General features: G+C 71.2%; 20 protein-coding genes. 7 read left to right on the forward strand and 13 right to left on the reverse strand.

Going from position 1 to position 22,985, the window contains the following annotated elements:
• Positions 1 to 64 precede the first annotated feature (64 nt).
• The 3 genes from ABKW26_RS08170 to ABKW26_RS08180 all read right to left on the reverse strand — a co-directional run bounded on the left by ABKW26_RS08170 (position 65) and on the right by ABKW26_RS08180 (position 4,072).
• Positions 65 to 1,960 (reverse strand): beta-L-arabinofuranosidase domain-containing protein, encoded by a 1,896-nt coding sequence (locus ABKW26_RS08170; RefSeq protein ID WP_348592554.1) that lies wholly within the window; start codon positions 1,958 to 1,960, stop codon positions 65 to 67.
• A 103-nt stretch (positions 1,961 to 2,063) separates the two neighbouring features.
• Complete coding sequence (locus ABKW26_RS08175) at positions 2,064 to 3,089, reverse strand: LacI family DNA-binding transcriptional regulator (RefSeq protein ID WP_348592556.1); 1,026 nt, start codon at positions 3,087 to 3,089, stop codon at positions 2,064 to 2,066.
• The gene (locus ABKW26_RS08180; protein WP_348592558.1) at positions 3,086 to 4,072 is read right to left on the reverse strand and encodes a LacI family DNA-binding transcriptional regulator; all 987 of its coding nucleotides are present in this window, start codon (positions 4,070 to 4,072) and stop codon (positions 3,086 to 3,088) included. The genes ABKW26_RS08175 and ABKW26_RS08180 overlap by 4 nt, the downstream gene beginning before the upstream one ends.
• Before the next feature lie 142 nt (positions 4,073 to 4,214).
• On the opposite strand from ABKW26_RS08180, the gene ABKW26_RS08185 reads away from it, so the two are divergent.
• Positions 4,215 to 5,528, forward strand: coding sequence for a glycoside hydrolase family 27 protein (locus tag ABKW26_RS08185; protein ID WP_348592560.1), 1,314 nt, complete (start codon positions 4,215 to 4,217; stop codon positions 5,526 to 5,528).
• 10 nt (positions 5,529 to 5,538) lie between these two features.
• On the opposite strand, the gene ABKW26_RS08190 is transcribed toward ABKW26_RS08185, so the two are convergent.
• Both ABKW26_RS08190 and ABKW26_RS08195 read right to left on the reverse strand, forming a co-directional pair.
• Positions 5,539 to 6,315: a hypothetical protein gene (locus tag ABKW26_RS08190; protein WP_348592562.1), complete on the reverse strand. Its 777-nt coding sequence runs from the start codon at positions 6,313 to 6,315 to the stop codon at positions 5,539 to 5,541.
• Positions 6,312 to 7,181: a hypothetical protein gene (locus ABKW26_RS08195; protein ID WP_348592564.1), complete on the reverse strand. Its 870-nt coding sequence runs from the start codon at positions 7,179 to 7,181 to the stop codon at positions 6,312 to 6,314. Before ABKW26_RS08195 ends, ABKW26_RS08190 begins: the two co-directional genes overlap by 4 nt.
• A gap of 314 nt (positions 7,182 to 7,495) precedes the next feature.
• Here ABKW26_RS08195 and ABKW26_RS08200 point away from each other — a divergent pair, with 314 nt between their 5' ends.
• Entirely contained in the window at positions 7,496 to 8,263 is a 768-nt protein-coding gene (locus tag ABKW26_RS08200; RefSeq protein ID WP_348592565.1) for a lytic transglycosylase domain-containing protein, read from the forward strand.
• 47 nt (positions 8,264 to 8,310) lie between these two features.
• Here the strand turns inward: ABKW26_RS08200 and ABKW26_RS08205 are convergent, their stop codons facing one another.
• The 4 genes from ABKW26_RS08205 to ABKW26_RS08220 form a co-directional block, all read right to left on the reverse strand.
• Positions 8,311 to 9,771 carry a PH domain-containing protein gene (locus ABKW26_RS08205; RefSeq protein ID WP_348592566.1) on the reverse strand — a complete coding sequence of 487 codons (1,461 nt, stop codon included), beginning with the start codon at positions 9,769 to 9,771 and terminating at the stop codon, positions 8,311 to 8,313.
• 381 nt (positions 9,772 to 10,152) lie between these two features.
• A complete protein-coding gene (locus ABKW26_RS08210; RefSeq protein WP_348592568.1) occupies positions 10,153 to 10,545 on the reverse strand; it encodes a hypothetical protein in 393 nt (130 codons plus the stop codon).
• Positions 10,546 to 10,563: 18 nt separating this feature from the next.
• Positions 10,564 to 11,598: an LLM class flavin-dependent oxidoreductase gene (locus tag ABKW26_RS08215; RefSeq protein ID WP_348592570.1), complete on the reverse strand. Its 1,035-nt coding sequence runs from the start codon at positions 11,596 to 11,598 to the stop codon at positions 10,564 to 10,566.
• Positions 11,599 to 11,702: 104 nt separating this feature from the next.
• On the reverse strand, positions 11,703 to 12,233 hold the full coding sequence (locus ABKW26_RS08220) for a DUF2231 domain-containing protein (protein ID WP_348592572.1): 531 nt from the start codon (positions 12,231 to 12,233) through the stop codon (positions 11,703 to 11,705).
• Between the two features lie 262 nt (positions 12,234 to 12,495).
• On the opposite strand from ABKW26_RS08220, the gene ABKW26_RS08225 reads away from it, so the two are divergent.
• Together ABKW26_RS08225 and ABKW26_RS08230 are read left to right on the forward strand one after the other, a co-directional pair.
• Entirely contained in the window at positions 12,496 to 13,344 is an 849-nt protein-coding gene (locus ABKW26_RS08225) for an alpha/beta fold hydrolase (protein WP_348592574.1), read from the forward strand.
• Complete coding sequence (locus tag ABKW26_RS08230) at positions 13,341 to 14,096, forward strand: alpha/beta hydrolase (protein ID WP_348592576.1); 756 nt, start codon at positions 13,341 to 13,343, stop codon at positions 14,094 to 14,096. Before ABKW26_RS08225 ends, ABKW26_RS08230 begins: the two co-directional genes overlap by 4 nt.
• 50 nt (positions 14,097 to 14,146) lie before the next feature.
• Here ABKW26_RS08230 and ABKW26_RS08235 read toward each other — a convergent pair whose 3' ends face one another.
• Positions 14,147 to 15,130, reverse strand: coding sequence for an ABC transporter permease subunit (locus tag ABKW26_RS08235; RefSeq protein WP_348592577.1), 984 nt, complete (start codon positions 15,128 to 15,130; stop codon positions 14,147 to 14,149).
• Positions 15,130 to 16,170, reverse strand: a complete 1,041-nt coding sequence (locus ABKW26_RS08240) for an ATP-binding cassette domain-containing protein (protein ID WP_348592579.1) — start codon at positions 16,168 to 16,170, stop codon at positions 15,130 to 15,132. The genes ABKW26_RS08235 and ABKW26_RS08240 overlap by 1 nt, the downstream gene beginning before the upstream one ends.
• 133 nt (positions 16,171 to 16,303) lie before the next feature.
• Here ABKW26_RS08240 and ABKW26_RS08245 point away from each other — a divergent pair, with 133 nt between their 5' ends.
• Positions 16,304 to 16,846 carry a hypothetical protein gene (locus ABKW26_RS08245; RefSeq protein ID WP_348592581.1) on the forward strand — a complete coding sequence of 181 codons (543 nt, stop codon included), beginning with the start codon at positions 16,304 to 16,306 and terminating at the stop codon, positions 16,844 to 16,846.
• 63 nt (positions 16,847 to 16,909) lie between these two features.
• On the opposite strand, the gene ABKW26_RS08250 is transcribed toward ABKW26_RS08245, so the two are convergent.
• Positions 16,910 to 17,470, reverse strand: a complete 561-nt coding sequence (locus ABKW26_RS08250) for a type 1 glutamine amidotransferase domain-containing protein (RefSeq protein WP_348592583.1) — start codon at positions 17,468 to 17,470, stop codon at positions 16,910 to 16,912.
• Between the two features lie 96 nt (positions 17,471 to 17,566).
• The gene (locus ABKW26_RS08255; RefSeq protein WP_348592585.1) at positions 17,567 to 18,409 is read right to left on the reverse strand and encodes an aldo/keto reductase; all 843 of its coding nucleotides are present in this window, start codon (positions 18,407 to 18,409) and stop codon (positions 17,567 to 17,569) included.
• A 59-nt stretch (positions 18,410 to 18,468) separates the two neighbouring features.
• Between ABKW26_RS08255 and ABKW26_RS08260 the strand changes: the two genes are divergently transcribed.
• Both ABKW26_RS08260 and ABKW26_RS08265 read left to right on the forward strand, forming a co-directional pair.
• Entirely contained in the window at positions 18,469 to 19,134 is a 666-nt protein-coding gene (locus ABKW26_RS08260; RefSeq protein WP_348592587.1) for a GNAT family N-acetyltransferase, read from the forward strand.
• 86 nt (positions 19,135 to 19,220) lie between these two features.
• Entirely contained in the window at positions 19,221 to 22,946 is a 3,726-nt protein-coding gene (locus tag ABKW26_RS08265; RefSeq protein ID WP_348592589.1) for a TM0106 family RecB-like putative nuclease, read from the forward strand.
• The last annotated feature ends 39 nt before the right edge of the window (positions 22,947 to 22,985 follow it).

Consider the following 22,985-nt stretch of genomic DNA (forward strand, 5'->3'; position numbering starts at 1 on the left):
CTGGGCAGAGCTGTGCTGGGACAGGGAGTGCTGGGTCGGGATTCTCGGGGCGGTCGGTGACCGCTCAGGTGCGGGTGGGGAGCCAAACCCGCATGGCGCCGGGGCCGGCGTTCCCCCAGGTGGAGAACGGGATGGCGGGGACGGTGAAGGTCGTGGCCTCGCCGGCGGGCCTGGTCGAGGCCGCGTAGAGGTCGTCGGAGCTCGTGCTCGTCACCGTCACGCTCAGCTCGCGGGGGCTCACCTCCACGGGCGCACCGGCGACGAGCATGAGGTCGTCGACGACGGCGCCGTCGGGCAGGCTCGCCTGCTCGATGCAGAAGACGACCGGACCTCGCTCGAGAGCGAGGCATCCGCGCACCGCGTCGACGCGGTGGTGACCGCGGGTCCAGCGGGGCGTGAGGTCGAGGTCGAGGCGGTAGGTCGCACCGGCGACGAGGTCGACGTGGGCATAGCCGTCGTCCCCCGCGCTCTCGGGGGCCGCGCCGTCTGCCGCCGCCACCGTGCTCGCCGGCGACCAGCTCGGCACGCGGACCGCGAGCCGTGCGCCGGCGGCGACGCGTCCGTGCACCGTGATCTCGACGGCACCCTCAGCCGGGTAGGCGGTCGCGACCCGCAGCACACCCTCGCCGAGGTGGGCCGGGAGGTCGATCTCGGCGGCCGCGAACTGGTGGAGCCAGAGCGTGTCGGTGGTGCTCGTCGCCACGTACGCGGACATCTGCGCGACGGTCCGGGCGATGTTCGGCGGGCAGCAGGCGCACGCGTACCAGGGGGTGCGCTCGCGCGGGGCGTTCTCCTCGGAGTAGCGGTCCGGGCGCTGCTGGAGCGGGTTGGAGTAGAAGAACCTCGTACCCGTCGCGTCGATCGAGGCGGCGAGGGCGTTGTGGACCTCGCGCTCGATGGTCTCGGCGTAGCGAGCCGCACCGGCGGTGCCGCCGGCGAGGAGCATCCGCCAGGTCCAGTGGAGGTCGGCGATCGTCGCGCACGTCTCGGCGTAGGCGCGCTCGCTCGGCAGCTCGTAGTCGTCGCCGAAGGCCTCGTCACGGTGCCGCGAGCCGAAGGCGCCGGAGAGGTACATCTTGCGCTCGTGGACGCTGGCCCACTGGCTGTCCATCGCGGACAGGAGCGTCGGGTCGCTGTTCTCGAGGTAGGCGTCGGTGACGCCGGCGTTGAGGTAGAGCTGGCGCACGGCGTGCCCGACGGCGTCGCGGGACTCGCGCACCGGCGCCTGGTCCTGGAAGTACCGGGCGCCGAGGCCGCCGACGGGGAGGAGCCCGGCGCCGCGCAGGTCGATCATCCGCTCGGCGAGCGTGAGGTACCGGCGCTCGCCGGTGTGGCGGTAGAGCTCGACGAGGGCAGTCTCGATCTCGGGGTGGCCGCAGATCCCGGCGTCGCGGCCGGGACCGAAGCGACGGTCGACGAGGTCGACGAACGCGCGGGCGATGTCGAGCAGGTCGGTGCGGCCGTTGGCCCGGTCGAGGGCGACGGCGGCCTGGACCATGTGCCCGAGGACGTACATCTCGTGCGTCCACTCGAGCTCGGCGAACTTCTTCTCGGGGTGGACCCCCTGGATCCAGCTCATGACGTAGCCGCTGGGCTCCTGGACGCGGGCGACGAGGCCGATGACGTCGTCGAGCCAGGCGTCGTGCTCGGTGGTGCCGGTGCGGGCGATCTCCCAGGCGACGGCCTCGACGACCTTGTAGAGGTCGGAGTCGGCGAAGACGAAGCCGCGGTACGCGGCACCGGACTCGCCGATGACGCGTCGGAGGTTGTCGATGACGCCGGAGGTCTCGAGGTTCGTGATGCAGTGCGGGATGGTCGCGGAGGCGTTGAGCGTCTGCCAGTCGGCCAGCGCGCCGGTGGTGAGGCGGACCGCGCGCAGGTCGAGGGGGCGGTGCGCGGCGACGTCGCCGACGGGGTGTGCGGGGGTCGCAAGCACGCTGCGGGTCTCGAGAGCTGTCACGTCGTGTCCTTCGTCGTTGAAGTGGCTGAGTGGAGTCTGGACCCATTGGTTCAGCGTTGTCAACAGCAGGACAAGAAGAGAATCGGCGGGCGTTCCGAGAGCGTTATCGGGTGAGAGCGCGACCATGCCGGGGCGCGGAGGACGCACGGACGACGAGGTCCGCCCCGGTCCGCACGTGCCGGCCCGGCCCGTCGTACCCGGCGAGCCGCTCGACGAGCATCGCCACGGCGCGCTCGACCATCTCCGGCTTGCGCGGGCTCACCGACGTGAGCGCCGGGGTGGTGAACTCGCCCTCGTCGGTCGCGTCGAAGCCCGTCACCGCGACGTCCTCCGGGACGTTGCGCGCGTGGCTGCGCAGAGCACGCAGCGCGCCGACGGCGATGGCGTCGTTGACGCACAGCGCCGCGTCGAAGCGTGCTCCCGACCGCAGCAGGCTGACCATCGCCTCGTAGCCCGACACCCGCCGGTCCCAGTCCGAGCCGGACGCGAAGAGGGACGGGTCCAGGTCGATGCCGAACTCGCTGATGGCCTGCCGATACCCGTCGTACCGGTCGCCCGACGGCTCGACGCCGTCCGGCGAGTTCCACAGGAGCGCGATACGCCGCCGGCCGGACTCGAGGAGGTGCCGGGCTGCCGCATACGCGCCCTCGTACTCCCCCATGATCACGCAGTCGAGCTGCTCGACCGGGGCGCCGCCGAGCAGGACGACGGGCCGCGTGAGCTCGACGCCCTCGATCATCGAGGAGACGAAGTCGTGCGGGCAGATGATCACGCCGTCGACGTCGGGCGTCGTCACGCCGAGCACCGCGTTGCGCTCGGCGGTCGCGTCGGGCGCGATCCGCAGGGTGGTGGTCAGCCCTTCCGCCTCGAGGGCGAGGATCATCCGCTCGGCCATCTCGGAGAAGTACGGCTGGTAGAGCATCGGGACCACGATGGCGATCCGGCCGGTGCGCCCTGAGACGAGCCCGCGCCCTGCGGGGTTGGGCACGTACCCGACCTGGGCGACCGCCGCCTGGACCCGCTCCCGCGTGGCCGCAGACACACCCGGTCGCTCGAGCAGCACGTTCGAGACGCTCTTCGCCGAGACGCCCGCGACCGCCGCGACGTCGGCGAGGGTGGGACGCCTCATCGGAGCCCCGGACCGAGCGTGGACTCGCGGCGCACGAGCTCCACGGGCGAGATGATCCGGCGCGCCGCGTCGCCCCCGGTGCCGGCGAGGCGGTCGACGAGGAGGTCGACGGCGGACCGTGCGAGGCGGGCCGCGCCGGGGTCGACGGTCGTCAGGGACGGGGTGGAGAACGAGGCGTCGTCGAGGTTGTCGAAGCCGACGATCGCGACCTGGTCGGGCACGGCCACGCCGGAGCGGGCCAGCTCGGCGAGCGCGCCGAGGGCGAGCTCGTCGCTGCCGCAGAGCAGCGCGTCGGTGCCCGGTGCGCGGTCGAGCAGCTCGCGTGCTGCGCGCGCGCCCTCGGCGCGACCGGCGACGTGGTCGACGCGCGGGGCATCGCCTACGATGCCGGCCGCCGCGAGCGCCTCGGCCACGGCTCGCGGGCCGTCGGTGGTCCGGTCGACGCCGATGAGTGCGGGGCGGGAGCGGCCCATGACGACGAGGTGGCGCGCGACGAGGGAGGCCGCCTCGACGGCGTCGGCGTCCACGGAGTCGACACGGTCGGTCGACTGGTGGTGGAGGAGCACGACGGCATCGGTGGGCCGGAGGGTGGCGACGAGGTCGGGTGGGACGGCGCCGATGAGGATGATCCCGTCGAAGACGCGACCGCGGGCGTCGAGCAGGGTGGTGAGGCGCTCGTCGCGGTGATGGGTGGGTTCGACGGCGGCCTGGAGGCCGCGGCGGTAGACCTCGGAGACGACTGCCTCGGTGAGCATGGAGAGGTACGGTCGGCGCAGCTGGGGGACGCCGACGGCGATGACGCCGGTGCGGCCGGTGCGCAGGGTGCGGGCGGCGCCGTTGGGGACCCACTCGAGCTCGGCGATGGCGGACCGCACACGCCGGACGACCTCGGGTCGGGTGTGCGGCTCGAGGTTGACCACGCGGGAGACCGTCTTGATCGACACCCCGGCCAGCGCGGCAACATCCCGCATCGTGGCTGCCATGGGGACCATCGTAGGGCCGGGGCGGGGGCCGGGTTCGGCGGTCAGGTTCGGCGGGACGCGGGGCGAGCGGGCGCGCCGGGGTGCATGACACATCCGGGTCGGGTTGTTAACGTTCACAGGAGGCATACGTGAGGAGCCCCGCATGGCAAAGACGCCGTCACCCCGACCACCCCTCGGCTGGAACAGCTGGGACTGCTTCGGCACCACCGTCACCGAGGACGAGGTGCTGGCCAACGCCGAGTTCATGGCCGAGCACCTGCTGCCGTTCGGCTGGGACACCGTCGTGGTCGACATCGACTGGTCGGACCCCACCGCGCGATCGCACGGCTACAACGACGGTGCGCCGCTGCGGCTGGACGCCGAGGGCCGGCTCGTCCCCGACCCGGAGCGTTTCCCGAGCTCCGCCGGCGGGGCCGGCTTCGCGCCGCTCGCGGCGAAGGTCCACGCGCTGGGGCTGAAGTTCGGCATCCACGTCATGCGGGGGATCCCGCGGCTGGCCAGGTTCACGCGGACGCCCGTGGCCGGGACGGGTCACACGGCCGACGAGGTGGCGGACACCTCCAACCGCTGCGAGTGGAACCCGCACATGGACGGGCTCCACCACGAGCACCCTGCGGCGCAGGCGTACTACGACTCGGTCGTCGCGCTCTACGCGTCGTGGGGCGTCGACTTCATCAAGGCCGACGACATGCTCTGGCCCTACCAGGCGGCGGACATCGAGGCGTTCTCGCTCGCTATCGAGCGCTCGGGCCGCCCGATGGAGCTGTCCCTGTCCCCCGGGCGTGACCTCTCGCTCACGCGGCTGGAGCACCTGCGCGAGCACGCGACGATGTGGCGCATCTGCGACGACCTCTGGGACACGTGGGAGGACGTCGAGGCGAACTTCGCGCGCTTCGCCCGCTGGGCCCCGGTCGCGAGCGAGCACGGCTGGCCCGACGGCGACATGCTCCCCCTCGGCCGCATCGGCATCCGCGCCGAGCGGGGCGAGCCGCGAGACTCCCGGCTCACTCCTGCCGAGCGGGTCACGCTCATGACGCTGTGGATCGTCGCGCGGTCGCCGCTCATGATCGGCGGCGACCTGCCGTCGTCGAGCCCGGAGACCATCGCGCTGTTCACCAACCCCGAGGTGCTGGCGGTGCTCGGGTCGCGGGGGTCGCGTGAGGTGTTCCGCGAGGGTGACCTCGTGCTGTGGACGGCGGACGGGCCCGACGCGAGCAGCGGGTGGGTGGCGGCGTTCAACCTCGGGTCGGAGCCGCTGACGGTGGCGCTCGACGCCGGCAACGTCGGCGTACCCGCCGGATTCGCGGGGACGGTGCGCGAGCTGTGGACCGGCACGGACGTCGAGACGCGACCGGTGACGGTGCAGAGCGACGACGCCCGCGGTGTCGCTCCGGGCAGCGTCGCCATCCGGGTGACGATCGAGGCGCACGGGGCGCGGTTGCTGCGCTGGAGCTAGGTTTCCCGCCCTAGCTGGCCGGTTTCGCCACGACGCGGGCCACCAGAAGCCGGATACGAGCCTGCAAGGCCGCATCTGTCGATGCCCGCGAGGGGCCTCGTGACGACCTGCCCCCGAAGTGCTGGTGAAGAAGCGCAGCGCCTTCACGCGCCTCGATCTTCATCGGCCAGTCCTCAGCAGTCAGTCGGCCTGCGTTGGCAGCCTCGAGCAAGCGCCAGATGTCCACGGCATCCTTGCTCGCGAGGCGGTCGGGATAGGCGAACGCCTTGATGATCAACGCTGCATGAACGTGCGGCAGGGATATCTCAAGGGGGACGACCTCGCCGTCAGTCAGGGTCACTTCGACTCGCAGAGCCGTCGCGGGAAGGTTCAAAGCCGAGCGGATCCCGGGAACCTCATCCACGACGAGGTCCCCGTGCGCTTGGTTGGTCAAGAACGCGCTCGTGTACGACGGCGCAAGGACATCGATGACGAGCGTCCGGTCGCCGTCGCCACGGACGAAGCGATTGCCGTCTTCACGCTCGTATCCGAGACCGAGGAGCTGGGGCAGCAGCCGTGGGTCTGCACACACCTCGTAGGGGACACCCATGTCGGCATCCGACGTCTCGCGCTCCGGCGCCAGGTGCGAAGCGCCGTGGAGGTGCGCCAGGAGCGTGACGCTGTTGCCACCGACGAGCCGGTACTCGACGTCGAGCTCCGCTGCGATCCGGGCCACGTCCCGGACGGCGAGCCAGGCAGCGTCAGACGCGTTGGACCCGGACCGGAGTGCGAGGGACGGGGTGCTCATGGCGCGACCTTCTCGCTGTGGGACAGCAGCGAACGGCGCAGGGCTTCTGCGGCGTCGGGAAACTCACGCCCTGCCAGGTCGATCCAGACGCGCCACGGATGAACGATCGGAAGACCACGGGCACGTCTGGAATCTCGCAGGATGTAGGGGTCTTTCGGGACCCGCACGATCACGTTCGCACTCGATTCGGGCGAGGGCGTCAGTCCATAGGGTTCGAGATCGACGATTCGGTCGCAGTAGACGATGAGCTGCGTGGGGTTCGCCCAGGGTGCGATGACGTCGGCAGCGACGTCTCCCGAGATGGCACAGCGAACTTCCTGGTGGGCGAGTCCGCGGGACACCTCACCGGCGACCTCGACCACCGGGTCGAGAGTCAGCCATGTCTCTTCGACGAGAGAGGCGGGCTGATACTCCCCCGCCAGCCAGTCGGCTGCGGCCGCAGGAGAACGGAGCGCCCAACCGGCGCTCCCACGCGCGACCAAGCCGTCAAGCTTGTCGAGGATCTGGGTGACACGGACTCGCGAGACACCAAGGGCGTCCGCCAGTTCCTGTTGGGTGTGCGCAGGGTTGTCGAGAAGTCGGATCACCAAGGCCGAGGTCGACCACGGTGCCCTCCCCGGTCGCTTGGGCCGAGCAGGGACCGCGAGCCTCGGTCCGATGTGAACGGCGGAACCCGTGCCGGGATGAACGACGACACCGTAGATGTCCTCGTTCGCTCGCTGCGGGGCGGCGAGCACGGAGATCCCCATCCTCTCGGCTTCAGCGAGCGTCCTGGGCGAGGCCGCCGCGACCAGGAGCAACAGTGGGTGGGCACGCTCCTTCGCGCTCTCTGCGCTGAGCCGTGCTGGCCGGAGAGGTCCGTCCACGACCGTGACCTCGTACTGCACTGGCTCGCCGCCGTCACGCTTCAGCTGGACGTCGGCGGTCGACTTCGCGTCGGACAGGGGTGTGACGCCGAATGCATGCTCGGCGAGCGCGAGCCAGATCTGAGTTGTAAGCATTAAACACTCCTGACGCCTAATACTTACACCCTACCGCGTGACCTGGGAGCCGGAGCGCGACGTCTGGCAACACAGCCCGATGGACGGGCCGGCGCGTGTTTTCACCCGCACGTTGAGGAGCGCGTCGCTTGCAACGTGCCGATGAGGGGATGACCACACCTGTCGAAGGGACACACCGCATGACGACCGGCGCACATGCCCTCGTGACTCACGACCGCCCGCGGGCGGCCGCTCGTGCAGGCGTGCTCGCCGCCCTGGCGGTCTCTCTCGTGTGGGCCTCTGGCACGACGAGCGCGGACGCGACGTCGGCACCGGCAGTCGAGGCCGGCGACCGCGGTCCGGGGTTCGTGGCTTCACGGTCGACGGAACGCTCCCCTCTGCCGGGGACCGCTCCGGTGACGGCTGCGCCCGACGGCGCGTGGGACACCGCCGCGCAAGAGGGCGTCATCACCGTCGTCTCCCGCGCCGAGCGCGAGGCGGCCGAGCGCGCTGTCCTTGAGGCGATCGCTGCCGCCGAGGCAGCCCGTATCGCCGAGGAGGAGGCACAGGCCGCCGCCGCTCAGGCGATCATCGACGCCGAGGCGAAGGCCAAGGCCGACGCTGAGGAAGCTGCACGACCCAAGCCGACCAAGCCGCGCCAGAGCGCACCACCCGAGACCGGATCGATCAAGGCGTACGCATCCGACCTCGTGGGCGGAGGCGACGAGTTCGCCTGCCTCGACGCACTGTGGCAGAAGGAATCAGGCTGGAACTACACCGCCGACAACCCGACATCGAGCGCCTACGGCATCCCCCAAGCTCTGCCTGGCAAGAAGATGGCGTCCGCCGGAGCCGACTGGGAGACCAACCCCCAGACGCAGGTCCGCTGGGGCGTCTCCTACATCGACGGCCGGTACGGCACGGCGTGCAACGCGTGGGCGCACTCGCAGGAGAAGAACTGGTACTGAGGGCTCGATCCTCGACGGTCGCTCCATCGCGACCCGACCCGGCGCGCCTACGCTGACGGATCAGCCCGGTGACGCCCGCGCGACGGCGGGTCGTGGCGGTGAACGAAGAGCCAGCGGGCCCACTTGGCCTGGACGTCCGCCATGAGCAACATAAGCGCGCTAGTAGCAACGTGCCCGACGGTCTCCCCACCCCGCGAATCGAGGGGGTCGACGCCGACGAGACGCGCCCGCGCGGGATGGTGCGGATCGGACAGCACGTCCACGACGGCCCCTACCGCGTACTCGTCCGGCTCGAGACCTCCGCGGAGCAGTCCCACCGTCCGGGGGGCGATGGCTGGCCAGGTGACTTCGATCAACCGGGTTGAATCCACGACCGTTCCTTCGACGACGACCCCACGGTCCCGCAGCACATGGTCGTCCCACGCGTCATCCATGACGATTCCCAAGTTCAGCACGCCGGCCCCGCCGCAGAACAGCGCCCAGGCAGCAACGACGAACGGCGACGGGGAGTGGCGCAGTCCGTTCATGAAGCCCGCCTCGAACCACGTCATCCGCCACGGGAACGGCAGCGGCTCCCGGTACGCGTCCCACGGCTCGAGCGCTTCTCGGCCGAGTTCCCCTCCTGTCCCGAGCGTGGCTCCACGTTCCGTCGCGAGCTGCTGGATCCGGTCCACCACGTCGTCCGCCCGGCTGCGTTCGAGCAGCCACTCACTGAGCTTCGACTTCTGCACGGCCCAGATCACCGCCGGAGGCGCGCTCAGGCGATGAACCGTAATGCCGTCGAAGTCTGCCGACACCCTCACGATGTCGACCCAGTCGACGGTCACCGACCGAAGAGGATTCGTGATGGTCAGGCCGGTCTCGGTCGCCGCGACGGACGGACGGATCCCCGTTCTCCACAAACCGAGTCCGACCGTGAGGCAGAGCACTATGACGCCGCCGGCCTGGACCCGGTCCGCATCGGGCGTCAGGGGCAACCATGCCAAGAGCGCAAGGATCGTCACTGCACTCACGGCGATCCCGATCCGGCTGAGGATCAGCCCCGGGCGACCGACGCGCCAGATCATCAACGGTGGCGGCCCATCAGCCGAAGCGCCCCGGCCCCACCCGTCGTCACTGTGCACGCGCCACATACTGCCGTAGAACGAGCCAGGGCTACGCGTACAACGCGCCCCGGAAGCCCTCGTAGGCTCGGTGAGCTCGTCACCGTCACGCATGACAGCGACAACGGCGGACAGCCCCTCGCCCGCCACGTAGTACCGCCCTTTCGTCTCCCCCACGGGACGCAACAGCCCCACGTCGGCGAGGCGCTTGAAGTCGCGAGTGGCTGTCCGTTCGTCGACCGCGGCCGCACGCACGTACGAGGTGCGCCGAAGCCGAAAGCCGACGACGGCAGAGAACATCAGGTCGAGCGTGCGGTCGGGCAGCCCGTGCTGGTTGCCGAGATCGTCGAGCATCTCCCAGACGACGGCGGCGCAAGCGAGGCGCTGCTGGACGGTCTGCGCCACCCGCCCCACCGACATGGAAGGCGCACGTGGTCGGACAGGTCGTATCGCATCTGTCGAGGACTCAAGCGACGTCAAGGCCGAGGGCTGGACTTGCGTAGATCACCGGTGTCCCAATGTCTCTATTCTTAGGACAGGAACGCGAGCCAAGCAGGCGTGACCTGAGATCCGAGACATCGGGACATGGTGCGTGGGAGCTCCTCGCAAGCTCTTGGTGCGGGGTGGGAGGGTTGTCTGCTGCCTCCATCGGTCGCAGCCCCAGGGCCATGTAGAGCGGCTGGGGTCGTGACCCCGCACCGAGCCCCGTCAATCCGACTTGCCGACGATCGGGCTCTCTATCCTCGGCCCGGTGCCAATCGAGATGCTCGCCTTTTAGCGTCAGCTTCATTGGACTGTCATGGGGAGATGCGGCCACGATCCGCACCACCCGTAAATCTCCGCCCGGTCGATATCAACGTCCTCGGGCGAGTAGGCAGGATCGCTTTCCCCGTACGCATCGACGATCGGCGCCCACTCGTTGAGCCAGTCCGCCGGGTCGTGGTGACCCAGAGCATCGACGATCATCCCGGTAGGCGCCAGCACGCCGGCGTGCACCCAACCCACTCGCCCGCCGTCGCCGTCACCGACAACGACGACGGGCCATCCCGTCGCGGCATGCACAGCGTCCGAGAATGCGTCGCACTGGCCCTGCGTGAACCGCTCGCACAGCTCTTCGGGCAGCGATTCCCTTCCATCGACGCACACGAGCGCTGCTGCGTGGATATCGCTGGGATGCACGGCCGAGACTCTCTCAGATCACGCCAACATCTCCCGCACCAACGGCACAACCTTCGTCCCGTACAGCTCGAGGCTGTTGAGCAGCTTGGAGTGCTCCATGGGCCCGTTGGCGTACTTGAAGTCGAAGCGGTCGAGCTCCAGCGCCTTCACAACGCGCACGATCTTCTTCGCCACCGTCTCCGGCGACCCGATGAAGTACGCGCCCTCGGGCCCGACCTGCGCCCGGAACTGCCCCTCACCCATGGCCCGCCCGCCGCGCTCGAGCGCGATCTTCGAGAAGTACTTGCCGATGAGCGGCCACGAGTCCTCCATGGCCTGCTCGTCCGTCTCGGCGATATACCCAGGAGCGTGAACACCAACAGGCTGCGACTCCTTGCCGAACTCGCCCAGCGCCCGGCGGTAGAGGTCCGTGAACTGCTTGAACGCCACGGGGTCCCCGCCGATGATCGCGAGCATCAACGGCAGGCCGTACCCGGCAGCACGGATGACGCTCTCGGGGCTGCCGCCCACCGCGATCCACGTCTTAAGGAGCCCGCTCTCGACGTGAGGGAAGACGTCAAGACCCTCGAGCGGTGCCCGCACCGTCCCGTTCCACGTCACCGGTTGCTGCTCGCGCACGTTCATGAAGAGCTCGAGCTTCTCCTCGAAGAGCTCGTTGTACTGCGCGAGGTCGTACCCGAACAGCGGGAAGGACTCGATGAAGGATCCGCGCCCGAGGATCACCTCGGCGCGACCGCCGGAGATCGCGTCGATCGTCGCAAAGCGCTGGAACACCCGGATGGGGTCGTCGCTCGACAGGACCGTCACGGCGGAACCGACGCGGATGCGCTCCGTCTTCGCGGCGATCGCCGTGAGGACGATGTCCGGCGCGGAGACGGAGTAGTCAGCACGGTGGTGCTCACCGATCCCGATGAAGTCGAGTCCCACCTGGTCAGCGAGCACACCCTCCTCGACGACGTTGCGGAGCACCTGGGCGTGGCTCAGCAGCTCCCCGTCTGGTCCCGGGGTGACGTCGCCGAAGGTGTCGATGCCGAATTCGAGTGCGCTGCTCATGTCCGTCTCCTGATCGAAAGTGCCGTTGACGTGCCGACCACCCTCACGATAGTTGAGAGTTCAACCAATGTCTTCTCGACGGCTCGGCGGCGCGTCGCCCGGCGCTACTCCCCTGCCTTGGCCATGTGCCCACCGAGGAACCCGCCCGCTCCGAGCGCCGTGCTCGCGACGAGACCGAGCGCGATCCCCGAGGCCCGCTTCCCACGCTTGCGCTGCACGAACGACCACGCGTAGAGCCCGGCAGCCGCCCCGTTGGCGGCAGCGTGCACCACCCCGACCCGCTGCGTCCGGCGCGGAGCAGAACCCCAGTCCGCCCACCCGCTGAGCGCCGTGGGCACAGCCGACAGCACGCCCAGCCCGACGAGCGTGTCGGCAGACTTCGCCGCCTCCTCCCCCTGCAGCACGTCGAGCACCGTCGCCGACGTCCAGAACCCCACCGGGAGGTCGGACAGCACCGGGTGCAGCTTGTGCCCCAGCCACGCACCCTGGAGCAGCGCCCTCCGCACCGGTTGCGCGGTGAGGAACTGCGCCCAGGGACGCACGAGGTCGGCGGCACCGTCGAGCGCCTCCGCGTCCTCGAGGGCGATCGCTGCCTGCGCGAGAGGTGACGCTGTGTCGTGCGAGTGGTCAGCCATGAGTGCTCCGATCGATCGGGCGGCCCCACCGGGGCGCGCCGGTTGCGTCGACGGGCCGCGCTCTCGACCCTGCTCCGAGCATCCCAGCGACTCCCCGACCCCGCCACAGCACCCCCGCGCGGTCGCCGGACGGCTCGCCCCGCGTCATGATGAGGCGACGTCATGATCCGACGGCGTCATGATCCGGCGACGGCCGACCCAGCAGGCGGGCACCGGTCCCGAACACTCATCCACCACCCCCACCCCGAGGAGCCCCGTGCCCGTGAGCGCCACCGTCGACCCACCCCAGGTGGCGATGCCTCCACGCCGCACGACCACGCCCGTCGGGGACGTGACGATCGACGCGTGGGTCTGGGACGACGCGGACGCCGCACCCGGTGCACCGTCGGCCGCCGACGCACCGGCCACCGGGACAGGCACACCCAGCGCACAGGAGCGGCCCGCGTTCGTCCTCGTCCACGGCCTGGGTGCGTCGTCCCGGTACTTCCGGCCGCTCGCGCGGCTGCTCGCCGCGCACGGGACGGTCCACGCCCTCGACCTGCCGGGCTTCGGCTCCGCACCAGACCCGACGCGTGACCTCGACATCGCGGACCACGCCGACGCGATCGGCCGCTACATCCGCACCCACGGCATCGACCGGCCGCTCCTCGTCGGCCACTCGATGGGGTCGCAGTTCGTCGCAGAGCTCCTCGCACGCGACCCGGACATCACCGACAGCGCCGTCCTCCTCGGCCCGACGGTCGAGCCGACGGGCGCCACCGCCAAGCGGCAGGCGGCCAGGCTCCTGCGCGACCAGCTCCACGAGACACCCGCATCGATCGTCAGCACCATGACGGACACCGTCTTCCGCTGCGGCGCGGGCTACTACCGTCGTCAGCTGCGGCACCTGCTCGAGCACGACATGGAGGCGACCGTCGCCGCGGTGACCGCCGACCTCCTCGTCGTGCGCGGCGACCGCGACCCGGTCGCACCGCGCGAGTGGGTCCACCGCCTCGCCGACCTCGCACCCCACGGGACGTTCCTCGAGATGCCAGGCCCGCACGTCGTCATGATGTCCTACCCCGAGATCGTCGCCGACATCATCCTCGAACGGGTTCGCGCGCGCTCATGAGCCCCGCCGCAGCGACGCCACCGGGCGCGACGCCGCCGGCCCCGAGCGCCCGCCGCACCCCGCGCCTGCTCTCGTGGGCGCTCGACTACGCGTACGTCGCGGGCTTGCAGGCCCGTTCGGTGTTCGGCGGGGCACTGCGTCGGCGACCCGACCCGACCCTCCTCGCAACCGGCGACGGCCCGCCGGTCCTCCTGCTGCCCGGCGTCTACGAGACGTGGACGTTCCTCCTGCCCGTCGCCCGCCGGCTCAACGCGCTCGGCCACCCGGTCTGGACCGTCCCCGCGCTCGGCCTCAACCGCCTGCCCGTCGCCGACTCCGCTCGTCTCGCGCTCGACGTCCTCGCGGAGCGCGACCTCACCGACGTGGTGCTCGTCGCGCACAGCAAGGGCGGCCTCATCGGCAAACGGATGATGGTGCAGGAAGCCGAGCCGCGCCGGATCCGCGGCCTCGTCGCCGTCAACACACCCTTCGGCGGCTCCCGTTACGCCTCCTACCTCGTGGGCCGGACCCTGCGCGCGTTCGCGCCCGGCAACGTCGACCTGCTCGACCTCAGCGCACAGGCCGACGCGAACGAGCGCATCACCTCGGTCTACGCGGAGTTCGACCCGCACATCCCCGAGCAGAGCGTCCTCGCCGGAGCGACGAACATCGAGCTCCCGCTCGCCGGGCACTTCCGCCCGCTCGCACACCCGCTCCTCGTCGACACGGTCGTCGAGGCGGTACGACGAACGTCCGCCGCACCGCCGGACTGAGCCGGAGCGTCTGCCCCGGAGCCCCAGATGGCGTGGTCTGGCCCGAGAGCTCAGACGACGTCTCTCCGCCGGAACGTGACCCACCCGAGCACCACGCCGACGACGAGCACCGCGCCCATCGTCACGGCACCGTGGGTGAGCGAGACGGACTGCTGGACCCACTCGCACACCTGCGCGCCGTCGACCATGCGACACTCCTCGGTGCCGTACGTGGCCTCGCCGGACGCGACCGCCATCATGTTCAGCCGCAGCAGGTACGGCTGCAACGCCTCGACCAAGGACCCGAGCATCCCTTCGACGACGACGGCGTAGCCCAGGACGATCCCCATGACGGCGGCGGTGTGGCGCACGAGCGCGCCGAGCGCGGCACCGAGGGCTGCGAAGCCGACCATGAGCAGGAGCACCCGCACCCCGCTGACGGCGACCTCCCCCCACCGGTCCGTCGTCATGGTCCCGACGTGGTCGTTGGCCGTGTACGCAACCCATGCCCCACCGATGGCGACCGCGAGGACCACGAGCGCGACGGGCACGGTCGCGACCGCCGCCGCCGCGACCTTGCTGAAGTACACGCGGGTCCGGCGCGGCTCGAACGTCAGCCAGTTGCCCATCGAGCCGGTGGTGAACTCGGCCGCGAGGAAGCTCACGCCGACGAGGAAGCTGACGAACGCCAGCGGGACGGCGAGCACCGGCAGGATGTTCGGGGACTCCTCGGCGAAGGTCGGCTCCTCCCACGTCCAGTTCTCCCAGACCGGCTCCTGCATCTCGCACCCGAAGTCGATGCTCGGGTCGTCCTTCTGCGCCACGGCCTCGTCGGCCTCACACGTGGCGATGATCTCGTCGCCGTTCTCCTCCCACTCCTGGACGGCGATCTCGAAGTCCGCGCGCATCATCGCGACCTGGCTCTCGGGCAGCGGCTTGGCCGTCTGCCACATCCCGAGGATCGCGATGGCGACGATCGCGAGAGCACCGAGGACGGCGAAGCGGGCGAGGCGGCGTGAGGTGAAGCGGTCGACCTCGACCCGCAGGAGCCGCATCACAGCGCACCTGCCTCGGGGCCGCCGTGCTTGGGGCTGCCCTGCTTCGGGCTGCCGGGACTCTCGCCGAGCGGAAGGTGAGTCCCTGGCCCTTCTCCAGCGGTGAGGCTGAGGAACACGGACTCCAGGCCGGCGCGCACGGGCACGAGCTCGTTGACGTAGAGCTCGTGGTGCGCGAGGCGTCGCGTGATGTCCGCCGGGTCGGCCGCGCCGTCGACGACGAGGATCTCCCCGTCGGCCCGCACGCTCAGCCCTGCCTCCGTGAGGACGCGCGTCGCGGTCGCGAGGTCGGCGACGCCGACCCGCACGGTCGTCGCGGCGTGCGCGCCGCCACCGATGATCTCGGCGACCGACCCGCTCGCGAGGAGCCTCCCGTGGCCGATGATCGACACGGTATCCGCCACCTGCTCGACCTCGGCGAGGATGTGGCTGCTCACGAGGACGGTCTTGCCGCGTTCGGCGAGACCACGCATCGTCGTGCGGATCTCCCGGATGCCCGCCGGGTCGAGGCCGTTGGTCGGCTCGTCGAAGATGAGCAGGTCAGGGTCCTTGAGCAGGGTCGCCGCGATCGCGAGGCGCTGCTTCATCCCGAGGGAGTACGTGCGGTACCGGTCCTTCGCGCGGTCGGAGAGCCCGACGTCGTCGAGCACCTTCCCGACGGCGGTCGACGGCGCACCGATGCCACCGGCGAGGAGGTCGAGGTTCTTGCGGGCGCTGAAGTTCGGGAAGAACTTGGGCTGCTCGACGATCGCACCGATCCGGTCGATCACCGTCGGCAGCTGCTCGGGCACCTCGTGACCGAAGATCGACATCGTGCCCGAGTCGGCGCGGATGAGGCCGAGGAGCATGCGGATCGAGGTCGTCTTGCCGGAGCCGTTGGGTCCGAGGAAGCCGTGGACGCCACCGATCGGTACGTCGAGGTCGAGTCCCTGCACGGCGACCTGGCGACCGTGCCGGGTCCGGTACGTCTTGCGCAGCCCGCGCGTGCTCACCGCGAGGGTGGCCGGGTCGACGTCGGGTGGTGCGGCGGTGCCGGTCATCGGTGCTCCCCTGAACGGTGCCTGCGAGCGCAGGCGGTCTCCAGGGAGCGTATCGATGCAGGTGGGCCTCGTCTGTCCTCCTCTGGGGGGATCTTTGCCCGGACCCACCCGGTGCGGCGCCTACGATGCCCGCGTGGACACTCTCGCGCGGATCTCGACCCGCCACATGATCGCGAACAACGTGATCCTCCTGCTGTGGGTCTGGGGCGGGCGCCTCCTCGTCGGCACGCCGGGGTGGTTGTTGCTCCTCTTCCCCTTCACGGTCGGCCCCTGGCTCCTCGCGGCGCTCGTCGTCACGACCGTCATGGCCCGGCGCCGGTACCCCCGGTCCGTGTGGCGCACCGAGGCCGGGCGTCCAGGATCGACGTCGCTGTCCGTCCCGCAGGCGACCGCCCAGCTCGTCGCGTGGGCCGGTCTCGCAGGGACGGGCTTCTTCCTCGTCGACGGGACGGACGCGCCGGGCAGCGAGCGGTCGGTGTTCAGCGCGCTCGCCGGGGGCTCGCGACCAGTGCTCGACGCCACGTACTCGCTGACGACCGTGTTCGCGGTCGCAGCGGCCCTGGGGTGGGTCGCACTCCTGGCGCTCTTCGTCTGGCACGGGCCCGCCACGACCGCCGCGCGCCGGGCCCACCACCCGGCTCAGCGGGACGGCCACCACCCGGCGCACTGGTCCTGAACGCGGACGTCAGACGCTGCTGCGTGAACGCCGACCCGGTGCTGCGCCGGTCGTGCTCTGGCCTCAGGCGGTCAGCGTCGCGTCGATCTCGCCGAGGAACGCCGCGAGGTCGTCGGGGGTGCGGGACGTGATGAGCCGGAAGCCTCGGGCGTCGTCGGCGACGACCTCCTCGTCGACCCAGGTGCCGCCCGCGTTGCGGACGTCCGTGGTCAGCGAGGGGTAGGAGGTGAGGCGCTTGCCGTCGGCGAGGCCCGCCTCGACGAGGAGCCACGGACCGTGGCAGATGGCGGCGACAGGTCGGCCCGACGACGCGAACGCCTTGACGAGGTTCACCGCGTCGTCCTGCAGGCGCAGCGTGTCGGCGTTGAGCGTGCCGCCGGGGACGAGGAGCAGGTCGTACCCGTCGGCGTCGACCGAGCCGAGCGTGGTGGTCGGCTGGACCGGGCGCCCCGGGTCCTTGTCGCCGACGAGCGTCTCGACGGGTGCGTCCTCGACCGCAGCCACGTCGACCGTCGCGCCGGCCTCGCGGAGGTGGTCGACGGGGACGACGAGCTCGTCCTGCTCGACGCCGTAGTTCGTGACGATGGCGAGGACGCGGCGGCCGGAGAGATCTGCATCAGACATGGGTGGTGCCTCCTGGGGACGGGTGGACACCCGAGGGTGCCGGGTGTCCACCACGGTAGGCACGGCAGAGGCTGATCCGCACCCGCAGAGAGGGGCTCAGCGGAACTGTGTGAACGCCGCCGTCGCGGGGTCTGCGCCGGTGCGCTGCCCGGACTCGAGGGCGGTGACCGCAGCCATCTGCTCGTCGCTCAGCTCGAAGCCGAAGAGGTCGAGGTTGGACGCGATGCGCTCGGGGTTCGTCGACTTCGGGATGATGACGTTGCCGCTCTGCACGTGCCAGCGCAGCACCACCTGTGCGGGCGTGACGTCGTGCTCGCGGGCGATCGAGACGACCTGCTCCGCCTCGAGGTCGGCGCCGCGACCGAGCGGGCTGTAGGCCTCGACGGCGATGCCCGCGGCGCGGGAGGTCGCGGCGAGAGACGCCTGCTGGAACGTGGGGTGCACCTCGATCTGGTTGACGGCGGGGACGATCTCGGTCGCCGCGAGGAGCTTCTCGAGGTGCTCGGGCAGGAAGTTCGAGACGCCGATGGACTTGATCACGCCATCGGCGTGGAGCTTCTCGAACGCGCGCCACGTCTCCACGTAGAGGCCCTCGCTCGGGTAGGGCCAGTGGATGAGGTAGAGGTCGACGTAGTCGAGACCGAGCTCGGAGCGGCTCGCCTCGAACGCCTTGAGGGTGCTCTCGTAGCCCTGGTCGCCGTTCCGGAGCTTCGTCGTGACGAAGAGCTCCTCGCGGGTCAGGCTGCTCGCCCGGACCGCTGCGCCGACGCCGGCCTCGTTGTAGTACCCGGCGGCCGTGTCGATGTGGCGGTAGCCCGCGTCGATGGCGGACTCGACCGCACGCTGCGTGTCGTCCTCGGGGATCTGGAACGTGCCGAACCCGACCTGCGGGATCTGGACGCCGTTGTTGAGGGTCACGGTGGGGATGGGGGAAGTCATGCTTCCTTCATACCCCAGCCCTCCCGGTGCCGCTCCCGGGCACCGCTAGATTGCCTCCTATGTCCGACGACGCACATCTCACACCCCCTCGCTGGTCCGTCCGGCCCGCCGACACGACCGACGCCGCCGAGGTCGACCGGCTCTACGACATCTGCTTGCGGACGGGCGACGCCGGTGGTGACGCGACGGACCGCTCGGTGCACCCGCGCCTCATCGGCGACCTCTACCTCGGCCCGTACCTCGCGTTCGAGCCGGAGCTGGCGTTCGTCCTCGTCGACGGGGCGCGAACGGGGCCGGAGGCCGTCGCCGGCTACGTGCTCGGTGTCCGGGACAGCGCGGCCTTCGACGAGCTCGTGGTCCGGGACTGGCTGCCCGCTCTCCGCGAGCGCTACCCGCTCGAGCAGGCGCGCGACGGGTCGCTCCCGCCGGGGACGGTCGACGCGACGTTCATCGAGATCCTCCACGACCACCACGGTCCGGACCCGGCGTTCCTGGACCAGTACCCGGCGCACCTGCACGTCGACGTGCTGCCGGAGGCGCAGGGTGGCGGCAACGGCCGGGTGCTCCTCGAGACGCTCTTCGCGGCGCTGCGTGCCCTGGGCGTGCCCGGTGTGCACCTGGGGATGGCGGCGACGAACGTCCGGGCCGGCGGGTTCTACGCGCACCTCGGCTTCACGACGCTCGGGGCCGACGAGAACGGTGTCCACCTCGGCCTGCGCCTCTGAACCGGGACCGAGGACCGTGCCCGTGCGTGGTCGCTGCCCGGTAGGTTGAGCCCCGGGCGATCGCCCCATCCGTGTGAGGGGTCACCGTGCTTGTTCTTGATGACGTGCTGGTGTGCAGCGCGACCGACATCGCTCTCTCGGCGACGTGCGAGCTGGCGCTCCTCAGCGCCCTCGACCTCCGTCTGGGTCGCACCACGTCCCGGGGCGCGGTGGCGGGTGACGCGATGCTCAAGCGGACGGCTCAGCTGGGCCTCGCGCACGAGAAGCGGGTGCTGCAGGACTACCTCGAGCGCTTCGGGCCGCACGACCCGGCGTCCGGCTCGCTCCACCCGGACCGCGGCGTCGCGGTGCTCGGCGCAGAGCGGTGGGACACGGCCGACGACCTCCGGGCGGCGCACGAGCGCACGGTCGCCCTGCTGCGCAGCGGCGTCGACGTCGTCTACCAGGGCACGGTGTTCGACGGTCGCTTCCTCGGCCGCCCGGACTTCCTCGTCCGCGAGGACGACGCGGGCTCCGGCCCCCGGACGTCGTCGACGCACGTGTCGTACGCGGTCGTCGACACGAAGCTGGCACGGCACGCGAAGGTGACCGCGCTCCTGCAGGTCGCGGCCTACGCGGACCAGCTCGCGGCAGCAGGCATCGAGGTCGCCCCACAGGTGCGCCTCGTCCTGGGCGACGGGAGCTCGTCGAGCCACGCGGTCGCGGACATCGTGCCCGTGTACCGCGAGCGCCGCGCCCGGCTCGAGGCGATCCTCGACGAGCACCACGGCGAGGACGGACCCGTCCGGTGGGGCGACGAGCGGTACCTCGCGTGCGGCCGGTGCGACGTGTGCGCCGTGCACGTAACCGAGCACCGGGACGTCCTGCTCGTCGCGGGCATGCGCACCACCCAGCGGGCACGCCTCGCGGCGGCCGGCATCCGGTCCATCGACGAGCTCGCGACGAGCACCGGTCCGGTGCCGGGGATCGCCGAGCGCACGCTCACCGCGCTGCGGGAGCAGGCCGCGATGCAGGTTGCCCAGGAGCTCCGCCCGCCGCTGGCGAACGGACAGCCGGACGTGCACGCCGTCGTCGTCGCGACGGACGCCCTCGCCGCGCTGCCGCCCGCCGACCCGGGCGACCTCTTCTTCGACTTCGAGGGCGACCCCCTGTGGGCCGAGCGCGGCTCGGGCGACTGGGGGCTGGAGTACCTCTTCGGCGTCGTCGAGACGGGCGACGGCGGTGTCGGCGCCGAGCCCGAGACGTTCCGCCCCTTCTGGGCACACTCGCGCGCCGAGGAGAAGCAGGCGCTCGCCGACTTCCTCGACTACGTCACGGCCCGCCGCGCCGAGCACCCCGCGATGCACGTCTACCACTACGCGCCCTACGAGAAGACGGCGCTCGGCCGCCTCGTCGGGCGGCACGGCGTCGGCGAGGCGCAGCTCGACGAGCTGCTCCGGGCCGGTGTCCTCGTCGACCTCTACGCCACGGTGCGCCAGAGCATCCGGGTCTCCCAGCCCTCCTACTCGATCAAGAAGCTCGAGCCGCTCTACATGGGCGACGACCTGCGCAGCGACGCCCTCGACAACGCCGCCGACTCGATCGCCCAGTACGCGCTCGCGTGCGAGCTCCGCGACGCCGGGCGCACCGCCGAGCACGAGGCCGCCCTCGACCTCATCGCCGGCTACAACCGCTACGACTGCGTCTCGACGCTGCGCCTGCGCGACTGGTTGCTCGAGCGTGCCGCCGAGGCGGGCGTGACGCCGACCGCCGCGCCGGCGGTCCTGGCCGAGGCAGGACCGAGCGGCTCCGCGGACGACGAGAACCGCGAAGAGGCCATCGCCGCCGAGGCCCTCGAGCTCCTCCACGCCGCGGGCGATGCCCCGCGGGACGAGCGCACGCACGACGAGCAGGGCCTCGCGATGCTCTCCGCCGCGCTCGGGTACCACCGCCGGGAGAACAAGCCCTTCTGGTGGGAGCACTTCGACCGCCTCACCGTGCCGCCGGACGAGTGGGCGCAGACGCGTGACGTCCTCGTCGCCGAGACCGTGAGCGTCACCCGGGACTGGTTCAAGGAGGGCAACCAGCGCTCGCTGCGCCGCGAGATCACGCTCGTGGGCGAGCTCGCGACCGGCAGCACGCTCGGCGCCGGGTCGAGCGTCTGGTGCATCTACTCAGCACCGCTGCCGCCCGGCCTCGTCGCCCCGCAGGGCGCCGTCCGCCAGGTCACCGGCACCGCCACGGTCCTGCGCGTCACGTCGGACGCCGCCGGGCACGACGTCCTCGTCGTCGAGGAGGTCCTCAAGAAGGGCCTCGAGCCGTACGACGAGCTGCCCATGGCCGTCGGACCCGGCAGCCCTGTCCGCACCACCCCGCTGGAGAACGCGATCCGCGAGGTCGCGAGCAGCGTCCGCCGGTCGATCTACCTCCCCGGCCACTCGTTCCCCGCCCAGGCCGGCCTCGACATCCTCCGCCGCCTCCCGCCCCAGCTGCGCGACGGCGGCGCCCCCGGCAGCACCGGCGCGGGCGTCCTGCCCGTGCCCCGCACCGGCAAGGGCGCGTACATCAGCGCGATCGCCGACGCCGTCCGCGCCCTCGACCGCTCGTACGTCGCCGTCCAAGGCCCTCCGGGGACGGGCAAGACCTTCGTCGGCGCCCGCGTCATCGAACGCCTCGTGCGCAGCGGGTGGCACGTCGGCGTCGTCGCACCGTCCCACGCGGTCGTGGAGAACCTCCTCGACACGGTCGTCGAGGCAGGCGTCCCCGGCTACCGGGTCGGCAAGACGCCCCAGGACCCCAGCGTCGAGCGCACCTGGACCGCGATCCCCGAGAAGAAGCAGGCGAAGTTCCTCGCCGAGCACCGCGACCACGGTTACGTCGTCGGCGGGACCGCCTGGGACTTCACGAACACCGCCAAGGTCGGTCGCGGTGAGCTCGACCTCCTCGTCGTCGACGAGGCCGGCCAGTTCTCCCTCGCGAACACGCTCGCCGTCTCCGTCGCTGCCCAGAACCTCCTGCTCCTCGGCGACCCGCAGCAACTCCCCCAGGTCACGCAGGGCACGCACCCCGAACCCGTCGACCAGTCCGCTCTCTCCTGGGTGGCCGAGGGCCACGACGCGCTCCCGGCCGACCGCGGGTACTTCCTCGAGCGCACCTGGCGCATGCACCCCGCCCTCTGCGCACCCGTGTCCCGCCTCGCCTACGAGGGGCGCCTCGTCTCCGAGGAGGCCACGACGACGGCTCGCGACCTCGAGGGCGTCGAGCCCGGCGTCCGGACCGTCCTCGTCGAGCACCGCGGCAACGCCGTCCTGTCGACCGAGGAGGCCGACGAGGTCGTGCGGCAGGTCGCCGCGCTCGTCGGGACACCGTGGTCGGACGGCACTCCCGCACCGGACAGCGACGGCGAACCGGACGCAGGAGCGGGTACCTCAGCGGGCACGGAAGCGGGTACTGCGCCCGACGCCGGGCGCGTGTACCGCCCGCTCGCGGACACGGACATCCTCGTGGTCGCGGCGTACAACGCTCAGCGTGCCCTCGTCGAGCGGTCCCTGCGCTCCGCCGGCTTCGGCGGCACGCGCGTCGGTACGGTCGACAAGTTCCAGGGGCAGCAGGCCCCCGTCGTCATCATGACGATGGCCGCGTCCTCCGCCGACGACGTCCCCCGCGGCATGGGCTTCCTCCTGTCCCGCAACCGCGTCAACGTGGCGGTCTCGCGCGGCCAGTGGCTCGCGGTCGTCGTCCGCTCACCGTGGCTCACCGACTACCTGCCCGCGACGCCGGAGGGCCTGTGCGAGCTCGGCGCCTTCATCGGCCTGGGGACGGCGCGGGACTGACGCACGACGGCGCACGGCTGACCCAGCTGACGCTGTGGG

Source organism: Sanguibacter sp. 25GB23B1, assembly GCF_040012415.1.
GTDB lineage: Bacteria > Actinomycetota > Actinomycetes > Actinomycetales > Cellulomonadaceae > Sanguibacter.